Consider the following 18,847-nt stretch of genomic DNA (forward strand, 5'->3'; position numbering starts at 1 on the left):
AATGTCCAGTAAAGAGCAAACGGAAATGGTAAAGAACATCATTGCCAAAAGGGACAGAGGTGAAAAACTGCTGCCTATTGAGAGGATCGTTCTGACAGTGTGCCATGAACATGCAGACAGGATCCCGACAGGATTTTTGTTCACGGAATGGATTGTCAACCGGTATGGGTACTCCTGCAGTGAAGCGGCTGCAGACCCCGAAAAACATTCGGATGCGATAGTGAAGTTTTTTGAAGAATTCGACTATGACGTAGTATTTCCAGGGATTGAAACGACCGTTGTCGAGGCTGAAGTTTTAGGGTGTACTTTAAAGAGACCCAAAGATTCAAACCCTCAAATTGTTAAAGAAGCAATAACCTGTGAACGTGATGTTGAAGAACTGGAAGAAAAAGTGGCAGCTTTGGACGGACGTACCGAAGGACGTATGCCGGTTAGACTGGAACTGTTTAAACAGCTGGTGAAAAAGACAAAAGGTGAGTATGCAGTAATTGCCACGCCGATGCAGCCTCTCCCGGTGGCAGTACAAATCTTGGGATACCCTCTGGCCGTTAAATGGATGAAAACAAAGCCTCTTTTAATGCACAGAGTGGTTGAGGCATGTACCCAGGCAGCCATAAAGTTTGCTCAGGCTTTTAAAGAAACCGGGATTCATGGGATTACATCTATTGCAGCTTGGAACAGCGTGCCCAACTTTAGGCCGGAGCAGCTTTGGGAATTCGACACACCGTATCTGGCCAGAATGATTCAAAGTGCCAGTCCTTTGCCATTTATTCACTATTATTGGGGCTTGCGCCTTCTTGGTGATGATTGGACAAGGTTTTTGGCCCGCCAGGTTTCAACGGGTACCTTTATTATGACAAATCTTGACCCTGATCCCCAGCAAGGACCCAGCAGGGATCTGAAGACTTTCCGGGAGTTGGCTAATACCTATCATAAGGCTTATGTCGTGGGCGTAGGGCCAGAGTTGTTAAAAGAAGGGACGCCGGAAATAATTGAAAATCGGGTCAAGGAATATATCAAAGGGCTGTATCCATGTAATGGTGGATGTATGATTAACCCTTGCGCGATTCCCCAAGGGTCACCAGTGGAAAATGTCCGTGCGTTTATTGATGCTTTAAATAAATATGGAACTTTCCCCATCAATCTGAGCAAATTGGATTAAATAGTCCTATAGATTGGAATGTCCAGTTTTCTGTAAGGGAGGGTCTACTATGGCAGAGACAATCCGATTATTGGTTGCGGATGATGAATCATTGGAGCGGGCTGTAATTATTGAAACTATTACCAGTGACGCAAGATGCGACAAGAATTACCATATCCAGGTTTTTCAGGCACAAGACGGTAATGAAGCAATGAGAATATTTAGCCAGCAGGATATTTCAGCAGCATTTTTAGATGTACGGATGCCAGGGAAAAACGGATTGGATGTAGCGGGACAGATCAAGTTGCATTATCCAGAGGTAAAGTTCACATTCATATCAGCCTATGGTGATTATCCTATGCTGCGCATGGCCTTAAATCTGCAAGCTAAAGATTATCTCCTGAAACCGGTACACCGGCGAGAAATTGTCAATGCTTTTTGGAAAATGGTAGATCCTCAAAATTTGATATCTGAGAAAGATGAAGAAAATACTTCTGAAGACATTAATTCATGGAACCCTTTAGACTCAACTAAACGCGTCATTAACTCAGCCAAGTCATATGTTCGGCAAAACCTTAGAAAACAGCTGACATTGAAAGAAGTAGCCGACCATGTGGGATTTAGTATGAGCTATTTCAGTACTTTGTTCAGTAAAGAAGAGAGCATGACATTTAAAGAATATGTAATCCAATCTCGGATTGAACGGGCTAAAGTCCTTTTGGAGAATACAAATCTTCCCATCAAGACCATTGCGCGTGAAACCGGATTTCAGGATCCCGATTATTTCAGCAAGGTGTTCAGTCAAAAGGTTGGGACCACTCCTTCCAGTTATCACATCCAAGAAGGGAAAGAAGACGACTGGAAAGATCTACTAAATAAACTGTGAGGTGACTAAGACATGAATTCGAGAGAGAGAGTTTTTGCTACTTTAGACGGAAAGATACCTGATCGGGTACCTGTACTTGCCCAGGTTGGAGATCATGCAGGAGTTAGTCAGGGTTTAACTTTTGATGTAATGTACAAGGATGCGAGGAGAGCAGCTGAGGCGCACCTAAAGGCATTAAATCGGTACAAGTATGATTCGGTGGCGATCCAGGTGGAACCAAGTTGGCCGGTAGTTGAAGCGTGCGGCGGAACACTTTTTTATCCCCCTGACAAATACCCGTGGATCACGAAGAATCCTATTTTAACAGAAGAAGATATTAAAAATTTTAAGATGCCGGATTTTGCTAAAGCTCCTGGTTCAAAAGTGACTGTAGAGGGGACGAGGATCCTGGCGGAAAGTACAGACGTTCCGGTAGGTGCGTATGTAACCGGGCCGTTTACCTTCTCAATGCAGCTATTTCCCTATGAGAATTTCATCAGAAGTATCAATAAAAAAGAATTTATGCATGCCCTGATTCAGAAAAGCACAGAAGTAGTGAACGCGTATGCCCAAGCATTAAAAGAAGCCGGGGCATCTTTCTTGGTGATCTGTGAACACGATCTGCAGATGTTCGCTCCCGCAACGATGACCGAGTTTTTCATCCCATATCTAAAGCAGGCGCTCACCTACGAATATAACATTTTGCACATGTGCGGGAAAGTAAATAATCATCTTGATGTAAATGGGGATGCTCTGTCTGACATGGAAAAACTGCAGATGGTCAGTTTAGGGCACCACACAGACATGCTTAAGTTTAAAAAGAAATATGCCGGAAAGCTTGGTTTCGCCGGAAACCTAGACCATATTGTCTTTTTGCCCCAGGCTTCCGCAGAGGAAGTAGAGGAAAAATGCGGAGAGATCATCACTGCCGCCAAGGAAGGCGGACAGTACATGCTGTCACCGGGTTGTGAAATTACCGCTGATGTACCGCCGGAAAATGTAGAGGCCATGGTTAGAGCTGCAGAAAAATTTGGGCGGTACGAGTAAAGGGGGGGACGATTTGTTCAAATTCAAAGCTGAACAGAAAATTTATCAAATTGGAAATGTTACAATCGGCGGCCAACCTGGACAGCATCCGACAGTATTAATGGCAAGCATCTTTTATCAGGGTGACAAGCTTGTTAAAGATGAAGAAAAGGGAACTTTTGATCAAGAAGGAGCCCTTGGCTGGATTAACAAAATTGATGATATGTGCAAAAAAGTTAAACTTCCTCTGATGATAGATATTGTCGGAGCCAGCGAAAATGCTATGCGTGCCTATGTTGAATTCATCGGACGCAACACAGATCTGCCGTTCATCATTGATGGGACGGTTGCCAAAGTGAGAATTGCCGGAGTGGAAATGGCTGCCAAGCTTGGTTTACAGGACAGGGCAGTGTTTGATTCCGTAAACGTTGAGAGTAAAGATGAGGAACTGAAAGAAGTAAAAAAGCATGGTTTGAAGGCTACCGTAGTTATGTTGAACAATTCAAAGAAGCCAACAGCTCAGGGCAGAGTAGATATTGCAGAAGCACTGATTGAACGGGCTAAGTCCTATGGTTTTGAAAAACTGATGCTTGACATGGCCGTACTGGACATAGTGGAGCCGGGACCGGCAGCTAAAGCAATATATATGCTCAAAGACAAATATGGATATCCTGCCGGCTGTTCACCAACCCATACGGTGATTACCGGGTGGAAGAAAGCTTCTATGTATAACAAGATTGAAGTAGCTTCCACTAAAACCAGTATGGCGACCAGCCTGCAGCTTTTGGGTGCCGACTTTATTATGTATGGAATCAAACAAACGGAAATAGTGCCGTCCATGGCGGCAGTTGATGCTTTGGTTGCATATAGCTGTATGCAGCATGGCGTAAGGCCTGCCAGCCATGATCATCCTTTGTACCATGTATTTAAGTGAATTTTGGGGTGAAAAATGTCTAACGTAATTGTCGCCTGCGGAACTTTGAAAATTCCATTAGAAAAAGCTATCGAAGCATTGCACGAAGATGAGCGGCCGGACATTATTTACCTGCCTGCGATTATGCACCTTTATCCAGACAAGTTGTCAGCTGCTATTAATGGACTGCTCGCTTCCTTTAAAGGCATATACAGTGGAATAATTGTTGTTTACGGCAAATGTGCTTACAGAATTGATGAAATAGTTAATCAACATGGGGCAATCAGGGTTCCAGGCGAATTATGTTATGCGATGTATGTCGGTGAAGACATCTACCGGGAAATGCTTAAAAAAGTGCCGGGAACCTATTTTTTGACAGACGATATATGCAGGAATTTTAACAAGCTGGTTGTAGAGCCTTTGGATTGGAGAGAGCGGCCTAGGATTAAAGAAATGATGCTTCGGAATTATCAACGAGTTGTATACTTGGATGTCATGGAAGATAACTCCCTTGACAAGAAAGCTCGCGAAATAGCTGACTTTCTTAACCTACCCCTGGAAATTCAAAGGATTGGCACCAAAAATTTTGAAACACTCATTATGCAAACTTTAAAAGAAATTAAGCAGTTTCCGAAGAGCAATGGAGGAAAGCTATGACTGACAGAAAAATAGTTTTTTATCCCGAAGAGAAGACGATTTTGACTGGTAAAAAAAAACTATTTTGGAGGCCTCTCAAAAAGCTGGTATAGCTATTGAAGCCACATGCGGTGGCAAGGGAACTTGTGGTAAATGCAGGGTGCGCATTCAACATGGGGCAAGAGAACCATTAACAAATGTCGAGGAAAACTTCCTTAGTTCATCAGATGTAGAAAAGGGGATAGCCCTGGCTTGCCAGTGCCGGGGCTATGGTAATCTTGAGGTTTTTGTTCCGGAAAAAGGAAATGAATTATCTCGAAAATTGAACCTGGAATCGAAAAAAGTATTACTGGACACAGATTTAAGAAAAGAATACTTGGAATTAGAGACACCTCATGTTCATGATTTCAGGTCAGATGCCAACCGCCTCATAGATGGGTTGAAAGGGAAACAAATTAATCCTTTGCGGCTCGATGTATTATCTACTATACCATTTATCCTGCGGGAAAACGATTTTAAGGTTACTGCTGTTCTGGCTGGAAACGAATTATTAGTAGTAGAAGCAGGGGATACACGTAACAAGATCTACGGAGTAGCATTGGATATTGGGACAACCACTGTTGCAGGTTTTTTGCTGGATTTATGTCAAGGTCTTGTAATAGGAGCCGCATCCCGTACTAATAAGCAGAATTCTTATGGGGCAGATGTAATATCCCGTATCCAGTTTTCTAATGAACAAGATAACGGTTTGAAATGTTTGCAGGAAGATGTATTAAGTGTCATAAATAAAATAATCAATGAATTGACACAGCAGAATGGAATTAATATTGGGAGCATCTATCAGGTGTTGGTCGTAGGAAACACCGTCATGTCCCATCTGTTTTTAGGGTTGTCCCCCGCTGCACTGGGAAAATCACCTTTTATTCCTGCATTCTCTACCATGACAGTAATCCCAGCCTATGTCTTGGGATTAGAAATCAATCATCGTGCGCAGGTTATTGTGTTGCCTAACATTGCAGGATATGTTGGTTCTGATACTGTGGCGGCTTTGTTAGCAGTGAAGATAGATAACGATACCGGATCGGCGATGATGGTTGATCTGGGCACCAATGGAGAGATAGCACTGGCCTGTGAAGGAAAACTGTATACCTGCTCTACCGCTGCAGGACCAGCTTTTGAAGGTGCTCATATTTATCAAGGGATGAGAGCCGTCAAAGGGGCTATAGAAAAAGTACGTATTGATAAAACGGTGACTATTGATGTTATCGGAAATGTTGCCCCATGTGGGATTTGTGGCTCCGGTTTAATTGACGCTGTTTCAGAACTGGTAAAAGCAGGAATTATCAATAATAACGGCCGGATTATGTCTCAAAAAGACCTGGATGGGAAAATTCCAGAAGAATTGTGGCACCGGTTACGTCCCAGTGGCTCTGGACAGGATTTTGTCCTTCATTATGGCACAACAGATGCTGATGATATTGTTTTAACCCAGCGAGATGTACGTGAATTACAGATGGCAAAGGCATCCGTCAGGGCTGGAGCAGAAATTCTTTTGAAGGAAGCAGCCATTAAGGCAAGCGATTTAAACGCGGTGATGCTGGCTGGGGCATTTGGCAGCTTTGTCAGGAAAGAGAGTATTCTCTCAATAGGAATGCTTCCAAGAGTAGATGAGGAAGTTGTATATTCAGTAGGAAATGCAGCAGGAGAAGGTGCAATTTTAGCGCTTGCTTCAGAAAGCGAGCGACATCATGCACAGTACCTGGCAAGGAAGGCAACTCATATCGAACTCTCGCTCAGACCGGATTTCAGTAGGTCCTTTAGAGATGCCTGTGCTTTTATGTGAACAAGATCAATGAACGGACAAAACACAGGTCAGTTTTAGGAATGGCAAAAAAAAAATGGAATAGGGGGCAAAACTTTAATTAAGTAAATATGACTAGCTAACTTTATTGGAGGGAAGAAGAATGGTGGAATTTAAATGCCCTGGACATAATCAAGATCATATTCCTGAAGAAGTTTTAAAGGAAGCTGGCATAACATTACCGAACGCTTACACAGATAAAAATGGCATAGTTGCTCTAGCCAGGGTGCTAAAGAACTATCAGAACGACGTGTTTGCCAAAGTACCTTTTTGTGTCACGGTCGAAGCAGAGGCCTTCGGAGCACATATTAAAATGGGTGATGCTTTGCACCGACCAAGAACAAATGGCCGCCGTTTCTCGTCTATTGGAGAACTATCAAGTATCCAAAGACCGGATATTTCTAAAGGTCGAATTGGAGAAGTGCTGGATGCTGTGGGGATTATGGCTGAGTCGGGAGAGAAAGTAATTCTAAATATTGTCGGCCCATTTACTATTATTCATTCTTTGATTGATTCTACACTTTTTTACAATGGGGTGCGCAAGGAACCGTCAAAAATCAAGGAAATCTTAGCTGTTATTGAGGATAGTGTAATTCAATACGGTATTGAGGGTGCAAAAAGAGGTGCTTCAATTATTTCCTATGAAGACGCGGTTGGAGTGACGGATGTGACGGGACCAAAGATGTATAAAGAGTTTAGCTGTCCGTCGAGTCGCAGAATTATATGTGGGATAAAAGAAGCTGGGGGGAGATTTCTGATCCATCTTTGTGGCAGGACCTCCGCGGCACTTGAAAATGCAGATATGGTCCACTCTTATGCCATTAAAGCCAGTAACGCCTTCACCTATGGCCATGCTCTGGCAAGGCTACTGGATGAGTTAACTGAACCTATTATTGTAGGTCACAAGTGTATAGCATGGGGTCCAATGAAGATGGATCAGCCTGTCATTTGGGGGATAAAATTAAACTAGATATGAGGGATATGTAAGATATATAGAAAATGGATATCTTCACTTGTCAAACTAGCCTTGAATAATTCTAAGAAGCAAATAGACCAGAAATGTATTGTTCATAAGACTTAGGGATGCAGGTTATCTTAAATAATTACAATTGAGGTAGTTATAAGTTATAAGTTATAACTTATAACTTATATGGTAAATAAAGTAACTGAAGTTTCGCACCCCTCAAAACCCTTGTATCTCTAATTTAAAGGTATCCTAATGCCAGTGGTTCCTTCTGATTATTACCGATTAACTGGCATTTTTAAGGGCTATAAGCTGATTACTAAGAAAAGAATTCTCAAATAGTTCTTTCAAATGTTCATATTCACTGGAATTCCTAAATTCCAAAATGTCCACTAAACCAGACTTGGCGATGCTGGTGATCACCACTTGCAGCAAATCATCAAATAATTCCCAGAGCCGCTCCGCTACATTCTTCTCTATGAGTTCGTCCTTGATTTCCGCAAATAATCCTTCTAAGGATTCGTAGGCGTTTACTCGTCGAAAATAGGCTAGGAGTGTATAGAGGAGATAGCAGGTCGTGATATGGGCAATCTGCGCATCGAAATCCCTCGATTGACAAGTCCCGAGCTTCAAATGCTGCTTGGCTTCCTTAAAAAAGACTTCGATGGTCCAACGGATACTGTAAATCTCCAACATACTCAATAAACTAAGAGATATATCCGTCGAGAGGAACAGTCTAAATTTCTTTTGATAGGGAAACCGGCAAAAATACAGTTTGATTTGTCCGATTCCTTCATAATCAACAAGGACTTCGAAATAACGGATATTCCGTTTCCTACAGCGTTTTTCGTTTCCCTCACTTTTGAGGACCGATTTTAATTGGCTGGCATTAAGGGAAGTCTCTTTGTAGCGATACTTCCTCGTATCTTGCCGAACACCACAGACCAAATGCATCGATTTTTTGTCTAATCCTCGAATCGTTTGAATGAACTCGTAACTGCTGAACCAGCTGTCAACCAGGACATATTTAGCCTTAAACCCCTGTTTTACCGCCCGTTTTATCATATCCAGACCGTTCGAAATTTTGCTAACATGGCATTCTCTGATCCGTTTAGCCCCAGCAGATTTGGGGTCTCGTTGCTTTTTGAACCGTTCTTTACGGTGCCTTGCCTTTTTTAAGGGCTTTTCCACTTGTAAAGTGAAGTCTATAGGCGTGAGGCTTTTACCATCGAAGAAACCAAGGGTTAAATTTTTAAAGCCTAATTTGCTACCTTTCTTCCCTGCAACATGGTCAAACACCTGGGTCATTTGTTCAATTCTTCGACCTGTCTTAGCAAGAGTTGTATCATCTAGAATGAAAGCGGACTTTTCATCCACTTCGTTCGTAGGATTAACCAATCGTTGAAACTGTTTGGATATACCGATCAGCAATGCTCTCCAAGGCATTTTTTCATTGTTCTTCAGTCGATATATGGAATCTTTCTTCATAGTAGTAACCTTTTGGAAATCGCTTTTATATAACGCGTGGACACTTTTCAGTAACATTAGGGGCAACATCAACATTAGTGAGAGGATTTCCGCGGAACTGTAACCATCCTGTTTCAGAAAACCAACTTTGCGGCAAAGCGTTTTAAGCTTGAACGTCTTCATAACTTCACATATAATATTGTTAATCGAATAGCCGTGATTTTGGAGTACGTTTTCAATTTCTTTGACAGGTTTCCGCATGATAACACCTCATTTTTGGTTGATTTGGAGTAGCATCTTATTATACCAAAAACCTAGTGTTCATGCGGATTTTTATCGTTTTTTCGTCTTATTCTAAGCCGAATTTTCGGCTGTTTTATGGGTGCGAAACTTCAGTTATATAAGAAACATGGGGTATTCGGCCCGGGCCCATCACTGCGGGAATTATCAAATGATTTTAGCACCGGCGCTCGTTGCCGCCGGGTTAGGCGAAATGTCGAGGACGGGTGAAAGTATTGTGCATCCGAGGCTCGGATTCCGATTTAAGGCGGCCGCCGTAACGACGGATATGCCTTTGGAACCAGATGGACCTATTTCTTTCGGAGCAAGGGAATTTTGCGTAACTTGCAAAAAATGCGCCACGCTATGTCCATCGGGTGCAATTAGTCAAGATGATCATCCGTCAAAGTTTAATAACTATGAAAAATGGCCCACAGATATTAAGAAATGCACATCTTTCCGTATTTGCAATACAAAAGGAGCCATGTGCGGAGTGTGTATGAAATCCTGTCCCTGGAACAATAAAGAGGATAGCTGGTTCCATACCGTGGGTATTTACGCTGCTTCCAAATCTAAGCTTGCTGCAAAATTATTGAAGAATGTCGATGATTTCTTCGGATATGGTACCGAAGTAATACAGGAGAACCGCTGGTGGCTTCAGTGGCCGGAACTATTTAAAAAGTAGTTTTCGTACGCTAGGCGATCGATGTTGTCTAGCGTCTCTTTTTATCTCAGCGTAATGATCGTATCAACGGCAGAAGTATGTTTGAAAAGGAGCAAGACCTATGGCCGAAGGAATATCTTATTATCCGCTCTTAATCATTGCAGTCATTGCTCTCATTATTCCACTCATCGTCAAAAAGATTAAATATATTTCTATCCCGATAGTCGTCGGGGAAATTATCGCAGGAATTATTATTGGGAAAAGCGGTTTTGACTTAATTCAAGGGAGCGAATGGCTAAACCTGCTCTATAATCTAGGATTTGCTTTTCTCATGTTTATGGCTGGGTTGGAAATTGATTTTGAGATGATCAGATCAATGGCAAGGACAAAGAATGTAAAATGGCACCAACACCCCTTTCTTATCGCCTTATTGCTATTTGCAACAACTTTTATTCTTTCGTTATTCGTATCAATTGGGCTTAAAGCCATTGGGTTAATACCCGATATCGTTATCTTCACAATTATTTTGTCCAGTACATCGGTCGGCGTTGTGGTTCCAATTCTAAAAGAACGTGATATGTTGACCACGCAATATGGGCAAAGCGTTTTACTGGCCGCGTTATTTTCGGATTTATTTACAATGTTGCTATTGTCGTCCTATATCACTTTCAAAAGCGCAGATTCCATGAAAGATATTGCTTTAATATTATTATTCATACCCATCTTTATCATTATCTGGAAATTTGGTAATGTTATTTCAAAATTACCGATTATTGAACAACTGGCCCATAAAAATTCTCAGATAAAAATTCGAGCATCATTTGCCCTTCTTATTTTATTTATCATCATTGCACAGCTTTTAAAGACTGAAGTTATTCTTGGCGCTTTCTTGGTGGGGGTTATTATTTCCTTAGTAAGTGATCGGAAAACAAGTCAGGTCTTTCATAAGCTGGACGCCATAGCCTATGGCATATTCATACCGATTTTCTTTATCATGGTTGGGGTTAATTTTAGCTTTAAGGATATTGTCAATAATGCAAGTTCGCTTTTCCTGTTGCCAATTTTAGTTCTTGCTGTTTACGCGGTTACCTTATCTCCGGTATTCTTCCTAAAAATCAATTATTCGTGGAAAAGATCAATTGCTGCAACGACTCTTCTATCATCAAGGCTGAGTTTAATCATTGCGACAGGTGCAGTGGCCCTAAAACTTGGAATTATTAGCAGTAGTTTAAACGGAACTATTATATTAGTAGCCATTGTAACTTGTACCTTGTCTCCGCCTATTTTCAATTGGTTGACGAAAGACTAATTCAAAATCTTAATTATTAAAATACGAGGTGAAAAGAAATGAATGCAGAAAACCAAAAAAGACAAAATCAACAGGAGATCCAGGAAAGCAGAAATGTATCCGATCCGGCAGATAAAACCTTAAAGCCGTCGGTCACGAACGTAAAATATAGCAAAGCCGCCCTTGAAAAATCCAATAAAAAAACAGTTCTCAACGCCGGAGACACGGAGCTGTCTTCGTCAAACGGCATGAGTATAACCCTGAAAATGCGACACAATTGGGTTCAACAAAAATTGTTGGGCCCATCGAAAGAATCAGTGAAACGGAAACAGGGTTTGCCAAAGCTGCTCGTGGTATTTATGGTGAACAGGTTTTAAAGTCATTAATTAAACTTGGCGGCAAGCACCCGTTAATGAGTGCGCTATTCACCATGTCTCATTCCATCGGTACGCCCGAATTTGTGGACGGGCCGGTAAGAGAGGATAAACTTCCTTTGCCGCCGCAGGATTTGCTGGCGAGCCATATTAAAGATCTCGGGATGTTTCTTGGCGCGTCAGAAGTTGGTGTTGGGCTCATGCCGCCTCACGCTTTCTATTCTGAGAAAGGTCCTGCGGTAGGCCACGGGCCCTACAATGCTTTGAATGTGACCCCGATAACCACAACGCATAAATACGCCATAGGCATCATCGTAGACCAGAGCTTGCCTACCGTATTGAGTTCAACGGGCTTTGACGGCATTAGTGCATCCCAAAGCTATATGGCTTATATGAACTCGGGTGTTATTGCTTGTTCTATTGCAGCTTATATTCGTAATCTTGGCTATTCAGCAAGAGCGCATCATTGTGGAAATTATCAGGTGGTGGTACCGCCGGTATTGGTAGCGTGCGGTCTTGGCGAAATGACGCGTACCGGTGAATGTGTTGCTCATCCCCGCCTGGGTTACCGTTTCAAGGCAGCCGTTGTTACGACGGACATGCCTATGGAACCCGATAAACCCATATCCTTTGGTGCCCGGGAATTCTGTGCCACGTGTAAAAAATGTGCGGATGAATGCCCTTCGGGAGCTATCAGTCATGATGATAATCCTATCATTCATAATGGCTATGAAAAATGGAATACCAATGTCCAAAAATGCACGACATTCCGGATTAGTAATAAGAATGGGGCGATGTGCGGACGTTGTATGAAAGTTTGTCCATGGAACAATAAGGAAGAGAGTTGGTTCCACTCGATGGGAGTAGCCGCGGCTTCCAAGTCGCAATTAGCTTCAAGACTATTAAAAAATATTGATGATTTCTTTGGTTACGGTACCGAAGTCTTAGAAGAAAATAAGTGGTGGCTAGAATGGCCGGAACTATTTTAACTTTTAGATCTCTAGATTACAAAGCAAAGGAGGTGAGCGTATGGTCGGAATGATTTACTCTTTTTTTGTCGGGGCCTTATCTGTTTTAATAGAAATCGGAGTTAATAGTCTCACTTCTGCCAGCGGGAAGGTTATGACTTGGTACGGCTGGGTGCTGGTTTATTTCATTTATGCCTGTATCGTGATGGGAACGTCCTTCGTTTACATTAATGCTGTGGGAAAACACAAGGTTGCAACGGAAAGAGGTGCAATGCTTCTCTTTGCGGGATCTGCAGTTGGTTGTTTAAGCCTCTGGGCGGTATGGCATTACTGGATGTAGCCCTAAGAATTAATGATAATGGAGATTAATTATGTACGTCAAAGCGCTAGACAAGCAATATTGTCTAGCGCCTTTGTTTGTTTTAGTCGTTATTTAGATTCAAATTGTTTATGTAGTCTAAAACTTTAAAAGAAAACTGCAGGTGAAGTAGAAAATTAATGTCATCTAGATCTACTTCCATGATTTCTTGTATTTTTTCAATACGAAGGCTCATTGTGTTACGGTGAATATGTAAGATGTTTGCGGTTTCAATTAGTTTCTTTGAATTTTCAATAAAAGTATAGAGTGTTTGGGTGAAATTAGTTTTATTTTTCTGGTCGTAATCTATAAGGGTTAGGAGGGATGGATGACATAAATCTTTTAAGTCGGTGTAAGATGAGCATAACTCAATCACATGATCTATTAAATATTTTTCATATTCAAAGAAAATCTTTTCTTGAGAAGATTTTACGCCGATATCCATTGCTGTAAGTGATTGTTGATAAAATTTATAGGTTTCACTGAGGTCTTGAAAAGTGCGACTTAGCCCGGCATGTAGGTTATTTTCACTAAGAAACTCAAACATATACTCAAAATCAATTTCGTGAAAGGGAGTATCGATACTCCTGCTAATCAGGATCACGATGTTATCCTCATAAATGATCGGTTTGCTGAAACTAATCAGACTTTCCACCATATCTCTAATGTATGAAAGGGGAATATTTGCAAGGTCAAATTGAGAAGGTCTTATCGTAAGAATACATAAGTTTTTTTTGAAATTGCAATCCAGATACATTAATCTTTCATGGATTACTTTTGAGTCCTTTATCTTTTTACTCAGCAAGTCAGCTAAAAAATATTCGTACATAATCCCTTTTGAGTTAATCAGAAACTTGTTTTTCTGCATTTCAGAGGAAATGACTTTGCATAAAAGTGAAAGAAGATCGATATCTTCATCCTTAATCGGTTGTAATACTTCCATTATTACAACTCTGCCGACAGCTTTTCCTTTAATATTAATACTTGAAAGTACTTGAGTAACAGAGGGTTCTGATAGTAAAGGAAATACTGAATAATTACTATTCGAATGGTCATCCTCAATTTTTTCTTTAGATAAGAACAACACCGGAAGTTTGCTGTTGTTCACTTTTTCTAAAGCTTTTTTGTGTTTCATCAAAGAAACAGTCTCGTAAGAAAAAAATCCTTTTGTTGTCAGTTCAATCCACATAGGATCATTAACCGTAATATTTTTTGTATAAGCAAGCAGCTTAAGACTTTTATCTAATACCATCATTGGGTTCCCTATTAATGGAAATGCCATATCGATGATATGTTGTATTCCCTGCCCCTGAGCGAGAGAATCTAGTAAAATTTCGGAATCAAGGGAGTGTTTGGTTTTATTGTTGAAGATATCCTGTATCGTATTAAACACTGCATTAAAACTAATTTCTCCCTCAATTTTCAATAGATTAAAGGGTGGATTCCTTTCGAAAGAATCTGGTATAGCCTCATCTGTTATCAAAATAAGATGATTTCCGCCATGGTTGGCAAAAGTTTCAAGGTTAGCGTTAGTACCCATATACAGAACATCGGGTTCAAAGGTCTGCTTTCCAGTTTCTATGAGTTTCAAGGTTCGGATCGCAGATAGCCCATTGGCGGATTTATAGAGTTTTGGATTAAATGCATTTAATTTTTCCAGAAGTGTGGTCATGTAGATATCCAGCGGATATACCCCCCAAGTATAAAAGTCATATACTTTTCAGTTGGAACGAGCCTTGGTAATCTTCTTCATAGTATAGTACAAACTGCGAAGTATTTCATCTTATAGTCCCTCACTTCGATAAAACAGCATTGAACCTTGAAAATCATTCTTAAGTAGCAGCTCTTTTATCTCACATACCTGTTTTTCTTTTTTTCTCGATGTCAAATATACTATTTCCGTACCCTGTTGTTTCCAAGATTTAATCAAGTTAACTGCGTTATTTATCGGAACATATGCTGCATGATTAAAATGTTGCAGTATACTTTTGGGCCCTAATATAGTACCTTCAGTAAAAATCATTAACCTTACTGGGTTTATCTCATTATCAGCAATATCTTCCTCGATTGGCTCATTTCTTATTAATTCTAAACAACCCACTGTATTTTCCCTTTCATAAGTCCTATAAAAAGAATTCTTTCGCCGCAGGACGCGGCGATCCTGCGCGCGATTTTATATAACGTTTCGCGAAGTTCCGCAGCGCCTTACCAAATTCATCTTTTCTAAGTTGCGGAACTTCGCTGTTATGTGATGGATAGCACCCCCATACTCAGCGGTTGCCATGGAGGGCAACCCCTTAAATGTGTATATTGCAAAGACATACAGTTTAAATGTCTTCAATAAAAAGTAGTATTCTAATTAGCTAATATCTATGGAAGCTAATCTTTTCTCAATTAACTCCTTTAACTCAGTATTTAAATCAAAAACAATGACCTCACTTATTTCATTTACTAATTCTCTTATTTCCACAATCTCCTCAACCATCTTGCGTGATTCTTCACCGGTAAGCGTATCAACCTCATCAAAGTTGGCGGTATGATATAAATATATCTCTCCACCTATTAAAAAACTAATATATACTGCAAAATATACTACTTCAATATGTAATATTTCACGCCCGACTTCATAATGTTTATTGTCTTTAGTTCTATAATTTCCTGACCCAATCATATTTGGATGTGTGTGCTCCGAAAGATATGGATAAATAATAGGGTGTATTATTGCGTCAATTGGATGTACGCCATGTTCTACCATTTTTTGTATAGATGTATTATGGTCATATTCCTTATTATTAGCCTTTAGTATTACCTTTTTATAGTTAAGTTTGTTATTATTTGTTTTTTTGAATTCATATATTCCAGCTTTCAATCCAATTTTTTGCCATACAAGTTCGCGTATTTCATGAGGATTATTAAGTATATAGGACATATTGATATAATTCTCATAAACAGTTCTAAGAATTATAAGAGTGTCTTCTCGAAAGTTATTGCTGAAGTTTCGCACCCATAAAACAGCCGAAAATTCGGCTTAGAATAAGACGAAAAAACGATAAAAATCCGCATGAACACTAGGTTTTTGGTATAATAAGATGCTACTCCAAATCAACCAAAAATGAGGTGTTATCATGCGGAAACCTGTCAAAGAAATTGAAAACGTACTCCAAAATCACGGCTATTCGATTAACAATATTATATGTGAAGTTATGAAGACGTTCAAGCTTAAAACGCTTTGCCGCAAAGTTGGTTTTCTGAAACAGGATGGTTACAGTTCCGCGGAAATCCTCTCACTAATGTTGATGTTGCCCCTAATGTTACTGAAAAGTGTCCACGCGTTATATAAAAGCGATTTCCAAAAGGTTACTACTATGAAGAAAGATTCCATATATCGACTGAAGAACAATGAAAAAATGCCTTGGAGAGCATTGCTGATCGGTATATCCAAACAGTTTCAACGATTGGTTAATCCTACGAACGAAGTGGATGAAAAGTCCGCTTTCATTCTAGATGATACAACTCTTGCTAAGACAGGTCGAAGAATTGAACAAATGACCCAGGTGTTTGACCATGTTGCAGGGAAGAAAGGTAGCAAATTAGGCTTTAAAAATTTAACCCTTGGTTTCTTCGATGGTAAAAGCCTCACGCCTATAGACTTCACTTTACAAGTGGAAAAGCCCTTAAAAAAGGCAAGGCACCGTAAAGAACGGTTCAAAAAGCAACGAGACCCCAAATCTGCTGGGGCTAAACGGATCAGAGAATGCCATGTTAGCAAAATTTCGAACGGTCTGGATATGATAAAACGGGCGGTAAAACAGGGGTTTAAGGCTAAATATGTCCTGGTTGACAGCTGGTTCAGCAGTTACGAGTTCATTCAAACGATTCGAGGATTAGACAAAAAATCGATGCATTTGGTCTGTGGTGTTCGGCAAGATACGAGGAAGTATCGCTACAAAGAGACTTCCCTTAATGCCAGCCAATTAAAATCGGTCCTCAAAAGTGAGGGAAACGAAAAACGCTGTAGGAAACGGAATATCCGTTATTTCGAAGTCCTTGTTGATTATGAAGGAATCGGACAAATCAAACTGTATTTTTGCCGGTTTCCCTATCAAAAGAAATTTAGACTGTTCCTCTCGACGGATATATCTCTTAGTTTATTGAGTATGTTGGAGATTTACAGTATCCGTTGGACCATCGAAGTCTTTTTTAAGGAAGCCAAGCAGCATTTGAAGCTCGGGACTTGTCAATCGAGGGATTTCGATGCGCAGATTGCCCATATCACGACCTGCTATCTCCTCTATACACTCCTAGCCTATTTTCGACGAGTAAACGCCTACGAATCCTTAGAAGGATTATTTGCGGAAATCAAGGACGAACTCATAGAGAAGAATGTAGCGGAGCGGCTCTGGGAATTATTTGATGATTTGCTGCAAGTGGTGATCACCAGCATCGCCAAGTCTGGTTTAGTGGACATTTTGGAATTTAGGAATTCCAGTGAATATGAACATTTGAAAGAACTATTTGAGAATTCTTTTCTTAGTAATCAGCTTATAGCCCTTAAAAATGCCAGTTAATCGGTAATAATCAGAAGGAACCACTGGCATTAGGATACCTTTAAATTAGAGATACAAGGGTTTTGAGGGGTGCGAAACTTCAGAAGTAAAATCTTATTATTCATTTATCCTAACTCAATTTCATAATGATACTGCTATTTTAAATCAAGGAGAGAAAAGAAGATGATAACTTGAAAGAGAGCAAAGAAGAAGGGGCAGTCCTCAAATATCTTGCTAAATTTAAAGGACAGAAAAGAACCACACCGCTTGTATCGCTGACCCCTATGGATATCCTAATTGCCTTAATAGGTGCTTTTTTGGGAATTGCCATTCTCAGCATATTATCACTTGAGTACGAGATTCCCATGTTGGCTACGCCGTTAGGGGCCTCCGCTGTTCTGGTATTTGGGGCACCGGATGCTCCCCTGTCGCAACCGCGTAACGTTATACTAGGTCACGCCTTGTCCGCAATTGTCGGGGTAACAACTTATCAGATTTGGGGAATTCACTGGTGGTCGGTGACTTCAGGGACATCTTTAGCCGTCTTGGTCATGATGTTAACGAAAACGACGCACCCCCCGGGTGGAGCCACAGCTATGTTTGCTATTCTCAATGCGGCTAACCCGATCTACATATTAACTCCAATTATTGCAGGTAGCCTGTTATTGGTTTTGGTGGGCATATTCGTCAATAACCTATCACCGAATCGAAACTATCCACGGTATTGGTACTAGATGCAATATTAGTAATGATTAATTCTAATGAAGAGATGAAAATTTGAAATTAAACTCTATTTATGTGCGTTTATGTAAGTATAATTGTAAAAGACTGATCCAAGAGGTGGAATTAATATTGCTTCTACCGGTCTAGTTATGTTTCACTCATTCATCAGAATGCTTATCTCAACATTTAAGACAAAGCTCTCCCAATGCAGCAAGTACAGGAACAAATATTATTATACGAGGAGTGGATAAAATGGCCGAGGTTAAAGTTTTTTCAGGAATTTGTGGTTTTAATACTAGTGTGAAAGTCGAATCCAAAAACATGCGGGATGCCCAGATTGAATTTCAGACCGAATGCCCAAACCTGAAACCATTGGAACCTGAACTTAAAGAAGTCAAAGCATTCGTGGAGTGTTTCGCAAAAGTTGGAGATTCACCGGTATTTCAAATGGCCAGAAAATACTGTAAACATGCGGCTTGTCCTGTTCCTACGGCGATTATTAAAGGTGTTGAAGTAGCTTGTGGTTTAGCCTTACCTAAAGATGCGGTGATAAAGATTAGCAAATAAGTTACAAGCACTATGATGACAAATTCTCAGAGCCCTACAGGAAGAGATGAGCGCTGGTGGAATTAATTGAGTTGACCATTGGAGAATTGGACCTGAAAGATATCTATTTGAGCATGGGTACAGGAGGTTCGGACAGAAGTATCAAACCGGAAATATGTGATGTAATCGAACAGATACGGGTCTATGCGGTACAACTAATTTAATTG

General features: G+C 40.5%; 20 protein-coding genes. 16 read left to right on the top strand and 4 right to left on the bottom strand.

All coding sequences use genetic code 11. From position 1 onward, the window contains the following. The first annotated feature begins 1 nt into the window (after position 1). The 7 genes from LPY66_RS00510 (at position 2) to LPY66_RS00540 (ending at position 7,412) form a co-directional block, all read left to right on the top strand. Positions 2-1,162 (top strand): uroporphyrinogen decarboxylase family protein, encoded by a 1,161-nt coding sequence (locus tag LPY66_RS00510; protein ID WP_337986228.1) that lies wholly within the window; start codon positions 2-4, stop codon positions 1,160-1,162. 49 nt (positions 1,163-1,211) lie between these two features. After that, positions 1,212-2,027 (top strand): response regulator transcription factor, encoded by an 816-nt coding sequence (locus LPY66_RS00515; RefSeq protein WP_337984900.1) that lies wholly within the window; start codon positions 1,212-1,214, stop codon positions 2,025-2,027. A gap of 12 nt (positions 2,028-2,039) precedes the next feature. Then, a complete protein-coding gene (locus LPY66_RS00520; protein ID WP_337984899.1) occupies positions 2,040-3,053 on the top strand; it encodes a uroporphyrinogen decarboxylase family protein in 1,014 nt (337 codons plus the stop codon). Between the two features lie 13 nt (positions 3,054-3,066). Beyond that, a complete protein-coding gene (locus tag LPY66_RS00525) occupies positions 3,067-3,966 on the top strand; it encodes a hypothetical protein (RefSeq protein WP_337984898.1) in 900 nt (299 codons plus the stop codon). A gap of 15 nt (positions 3,967-3,981) precedes the next feature. Beyond that, the gene (locus tag LPY66_RS00530; RefSeq protein WP_337986229.1) at positions 3,982-4,602 is read left to right on the top strand and encodes a DUF1638 domain-containing protein; all 621 of its coding nucleotides are present in this window, start codon (positions 3,982-3,984) and stop codon (positions 4,600-4,602) included. A 64-nt stretch (positions 4,603-4,666) separates the two neighbouring features. Next, complete coding sequence (locus LPY66_RS00535) at positions 4,667-6,424, top strand: ASKHA domain-containing protein (RefSeq protein ID WP_337986230.1); 1,758 nt, start codon at positions 4,667-4,669, stop codon at positions 6,422-6,424. A gap of 121 nt (positions 6,425-6,545) precedes the next feature. Further along, complete coding sequence (locus LPY66_RS00540; protein WP_337986231.1) at positions 6,546-7,412, top strand: uroporphyrinogen decarboxylase family protein; 867 nt, start codon at positions 6,546-6,548, stop codon at positions 7,410-7,412. Between the two features lie 279 nt (positions 7,413-7,691). Here LPY66_RS00540 and LPY66_RS00545 read toward each other — a convergent pair whose 3' ends face one another. Continuing rightward, positions 7,692-9,134 carry an IS4 family transposase gene (locus LPY66_RS00545; RefSeq protein ID WP_015042633.1) on the bottom strand — a complete coding sequence of 481 codons (1,443 nt, stop codon included), beginning with the start codon at positions 9,132-9,134 and terminating at the stop codon, positions 7,692-7,694. 121 nt (positions 9,135-9,255) lie between these two features. Here LPY66_RS00545 and LPY66_RS00550 point away from each other — a divergent pair, with 121 nt between their 5' ends. The 5 genes from LPY66_RS00550 to LPY66_RS00570 all read left to right on the top strand — a co-directional run bounded on the left by LPY66_RS00550 (position 9,256) and on the right by LPY66_RS00570 (position 12,786). Beyond that, positions 9,256-9,837: a reductive dehalogenase gene (locus LPY66_RS00550; RefSeq protein WP_337984895.1), complete on the top strand. Its 582-nt coding sequence runs from the start codon at positions 9,256-9,258 to the stop codon at positions 9,835-9,837. Between the two features lie 100 nt (positions 9,838-9,937). Then, entirely contained in the window at positions 9,938-11,125 is a 1,188-nt protein-coding gene (locus tag LPY66_RS00555; protein ID WP_015044018.1) for a cation:proton antiporter, read from the top strand. Positions 11,126-11,163: 38 nt separating this feature from the next. Then, positions 11,164-11,481, top strand: a complete 318-nt coding sequence (locus tag LPY66_RS00560; protein ID WP_337984894.1) for a hypothetical protein — start codon at positions 11,164-11,166, stop codon at positions 11,479-11,481. Next, positions 11,382-12,467, top strand: coding sequence for a reductive dehalogenase (locus LPY66_RS00565; RefSeq protein WP_337986232.1), 1,086 nt, complete (start codon positions 11,382-11,384; stop codon positions 12,465-12,467). Before LPY66_RS00560 ends, LPY66_RS00565 begins: the two co-directional genes overlap by 100 nt. A 40-nt stretch (positions 12,468-12,507) precedes the next feature. Beyond that, complete coding sequence (locus LPY66_RS00570; protein WP_015044016.1) at positions 12,508-12,786, top strand: hypothetical protein; 279 nt, start codon at positions 12,508-12,510, stop codon at positions 12,784-12,786. 82 nt (positions 12,787-12,868) lie between these two features. Here the strand turns inward: LPY66_RS00570 and LPY66_RS00575 are convergent, their stop codons facing one another. The 3 genes from LPY66_RS00575 to LPY66_RS00585 all read right to left on the bottom strand — a co-directional run bounded on the left by LPY66_RS00575 (position 12,869) and on the right by LPY66_RS00585 (position 15,808). Next, positions 12,869-14,476, bottom strand: coding sequence for a PucR family transcriptional regulator (locus LPY66_RS00575; RefSeq protein ID WP_015044015.1), 1,608 nt, complete (start codon positions 14,474-14,476; stop codon positions 12,869-12,871). A gap of 111 nt (positions 14,477-14,587) precedes the next feature. Beyond that, a complete protein-coding gene (locus tag LPY66_RS00580) occupies positions 14,588-14,905 on the bottom strand; it encodes a hypothetical protein (protein ID WP_034377934.1) in 318 nt (105 codons plus the stop codon). Positions 14,906-15,163: 258 nt separating this feature from the next. Continuing rightward, on the bottom strand, positions 15,164-15,808 hold the full coding sequence (locus LPY66_RS00585) for a DUF5677 domain-containing protein (protein WP_242824889.1): 645 nt from the start codon (positions 15,806-15,808) through the stop codon (positions 15,164-15,166). Between the two features lie 121 nt (positions 15,809-15,929). On the opposite strand from LPY66_RS00585, the gene LPY66_RS00590 reads away from it, so the two are divergent. From LPY66_RS00590 to LPY66_RS00605, 4 genes are all read left to right on the top strand, one after another. Next, positions 15,930-17,372: an IS4 family transposase gene (locus tag LPY66_RS00590; protein WP_015042633.1), complete on the top strand. Its 1,443-nt coding sequence runs from the start codon at positions 15,930-15,932 to the stop codon at positions 17,370-17,372. Between the two features lie 170 nt (positions 17,373-17,542). Beyond that, positions 17,543-18,085 carry an HPP family protein gene (locus LPY66_RS00595; RefSeq protein WP_337986233.1) on the top strand — a complete coding sequence of 181 codons (543 nt, stop codon included), beginning with the start codon at positions 17,543-17,545 and terminating at the stop codon, positions 18,083-18,085. Between the two features lie 241 nt (positions 18,086-18,326). Beyond that, positions 18,327-18,641 carry a DUF6951 family protein gene (locus LPY66_RS00600; RefSeq protein WP_337986234.1) on the top strand — a complete coding sequence of 105 codons (315 nt, stop codon included), beginning with the start codon at positions 18,327-18,329 and terminating at the stop codon, positions 18,639-18,641. Positions 18,642-18,697: 56 nt separating this feature from the next. Then, positions 18,698-18,844 carry a hypothetical protein gene (locus LPY66_RS00605; protein ID WP_337986235.1) on the top strand — a complete coding sequence of 49 codons (147 nt, stop codon included), beginning with the start codon at positions 18,698-18,700 and terminating at the stop codon, positions 18,842-18,844. Positions 18,845-18,847: the final 3 nt, after the last annotated feature.

Origin of the sequence: Dehalobacter sp. DCM (assembly GCF_024972775.1) — a bacterium.
In the GTDB taxonomy this organism is placed as follows: domain Bacteria; phylum Bacillota; class Desulfitobacteriia; order Desulfitobacteriales; family Syntrophobotulaceae; genus Dehalobacter.

Excerpts from the sequence above, each read along its gene's own strand:
- LPY66_RS00510 (WP_337986228.1), top strand. The coding sequence starts at position 2 with ATGTCCAGTAAAGAGCAAACGGAAATGGTAAAGAACATCATTGCCAAA.
- LPY66_RS00515 (WP_337984900.1), top strand. The coding sequence starts at position 1,212 with ATGGCAGAGACAATCCGATTATTGGTTGCGGATGATGAATCATTGGAG.
- LPY66_RS00520 (WP_337984899.1), top strand. The coding sequence starts at position 2,040 with ATGAATTCGAGAGAGAGAGTTTTTGCTACTTTAGACGGAAAGATACCT.
- LPY66_RS00530 (WP_337986229.1), top strand. The coding sequence starts at position 3,982 with ATGTCTAACGTAATTGTCGCCTGCGGAACTTTGAAAATTCCATTAGAA.
- LPY66_RS00540 (WP_337986231.1), top strand. The coding sequence starts at position 6,546 with ATGGTGGAATTTAAATGCCCTGGACATAATCAAGATCATATTCCTGAA.
- LPY66_RS00545 (WP_015042633.1), bottom strand. The coding sequence starts at position 9,134 with ATGCGGAAACCTGTCAAAGAAATTGAAAACGTACTCCAAAATCACGGC.
- LPY66_RS00555 (WP_015044018.1), top strand. The coding sequence starts at position 9,938 with ATGGCCGAAGGAATATCTTATTATCCGCTCTTAATCATTGCAGTCATT.
- LPY66_RS00560 (WP_337984894.1), top strand. The coding sequence starts at position 11,164 with ATGAATGCAGAAAACCAAAAAAGACAAAATCAACAGGAGATCCAGGAA.
- LPY66_RS00570 (WP_015044016.1), top strand. The coding sequence starts at position 12,508 with ATGGTCGGAATGATTTACTCTTTTTTTGTCGGGGCCTTATCTGTTTTA.
- LPY66_RS00575 (WP_015044015.1), bottom strand. The coding sequence starts at position 14,476 with ATGACCACACTTCTGGAAAAATTAAATGCATTTAATCCAAAACTCTAT.
- LPY66_RS00590 (WP_015042633.1), top strand. The coding sequence starts at position 15,930 with ATGCGGAAACCTGTCAAAGAAATTGAAAACGTACTCCAAAATCACGGC.
- LPY66_RS00600 (WP_337986234.1), top strand. The coding sequence starts at position 18,327 with ATGGCCGAGGTTAAAGTTTTTTCAGGAATTTGTGGTTTTAATACTAGT.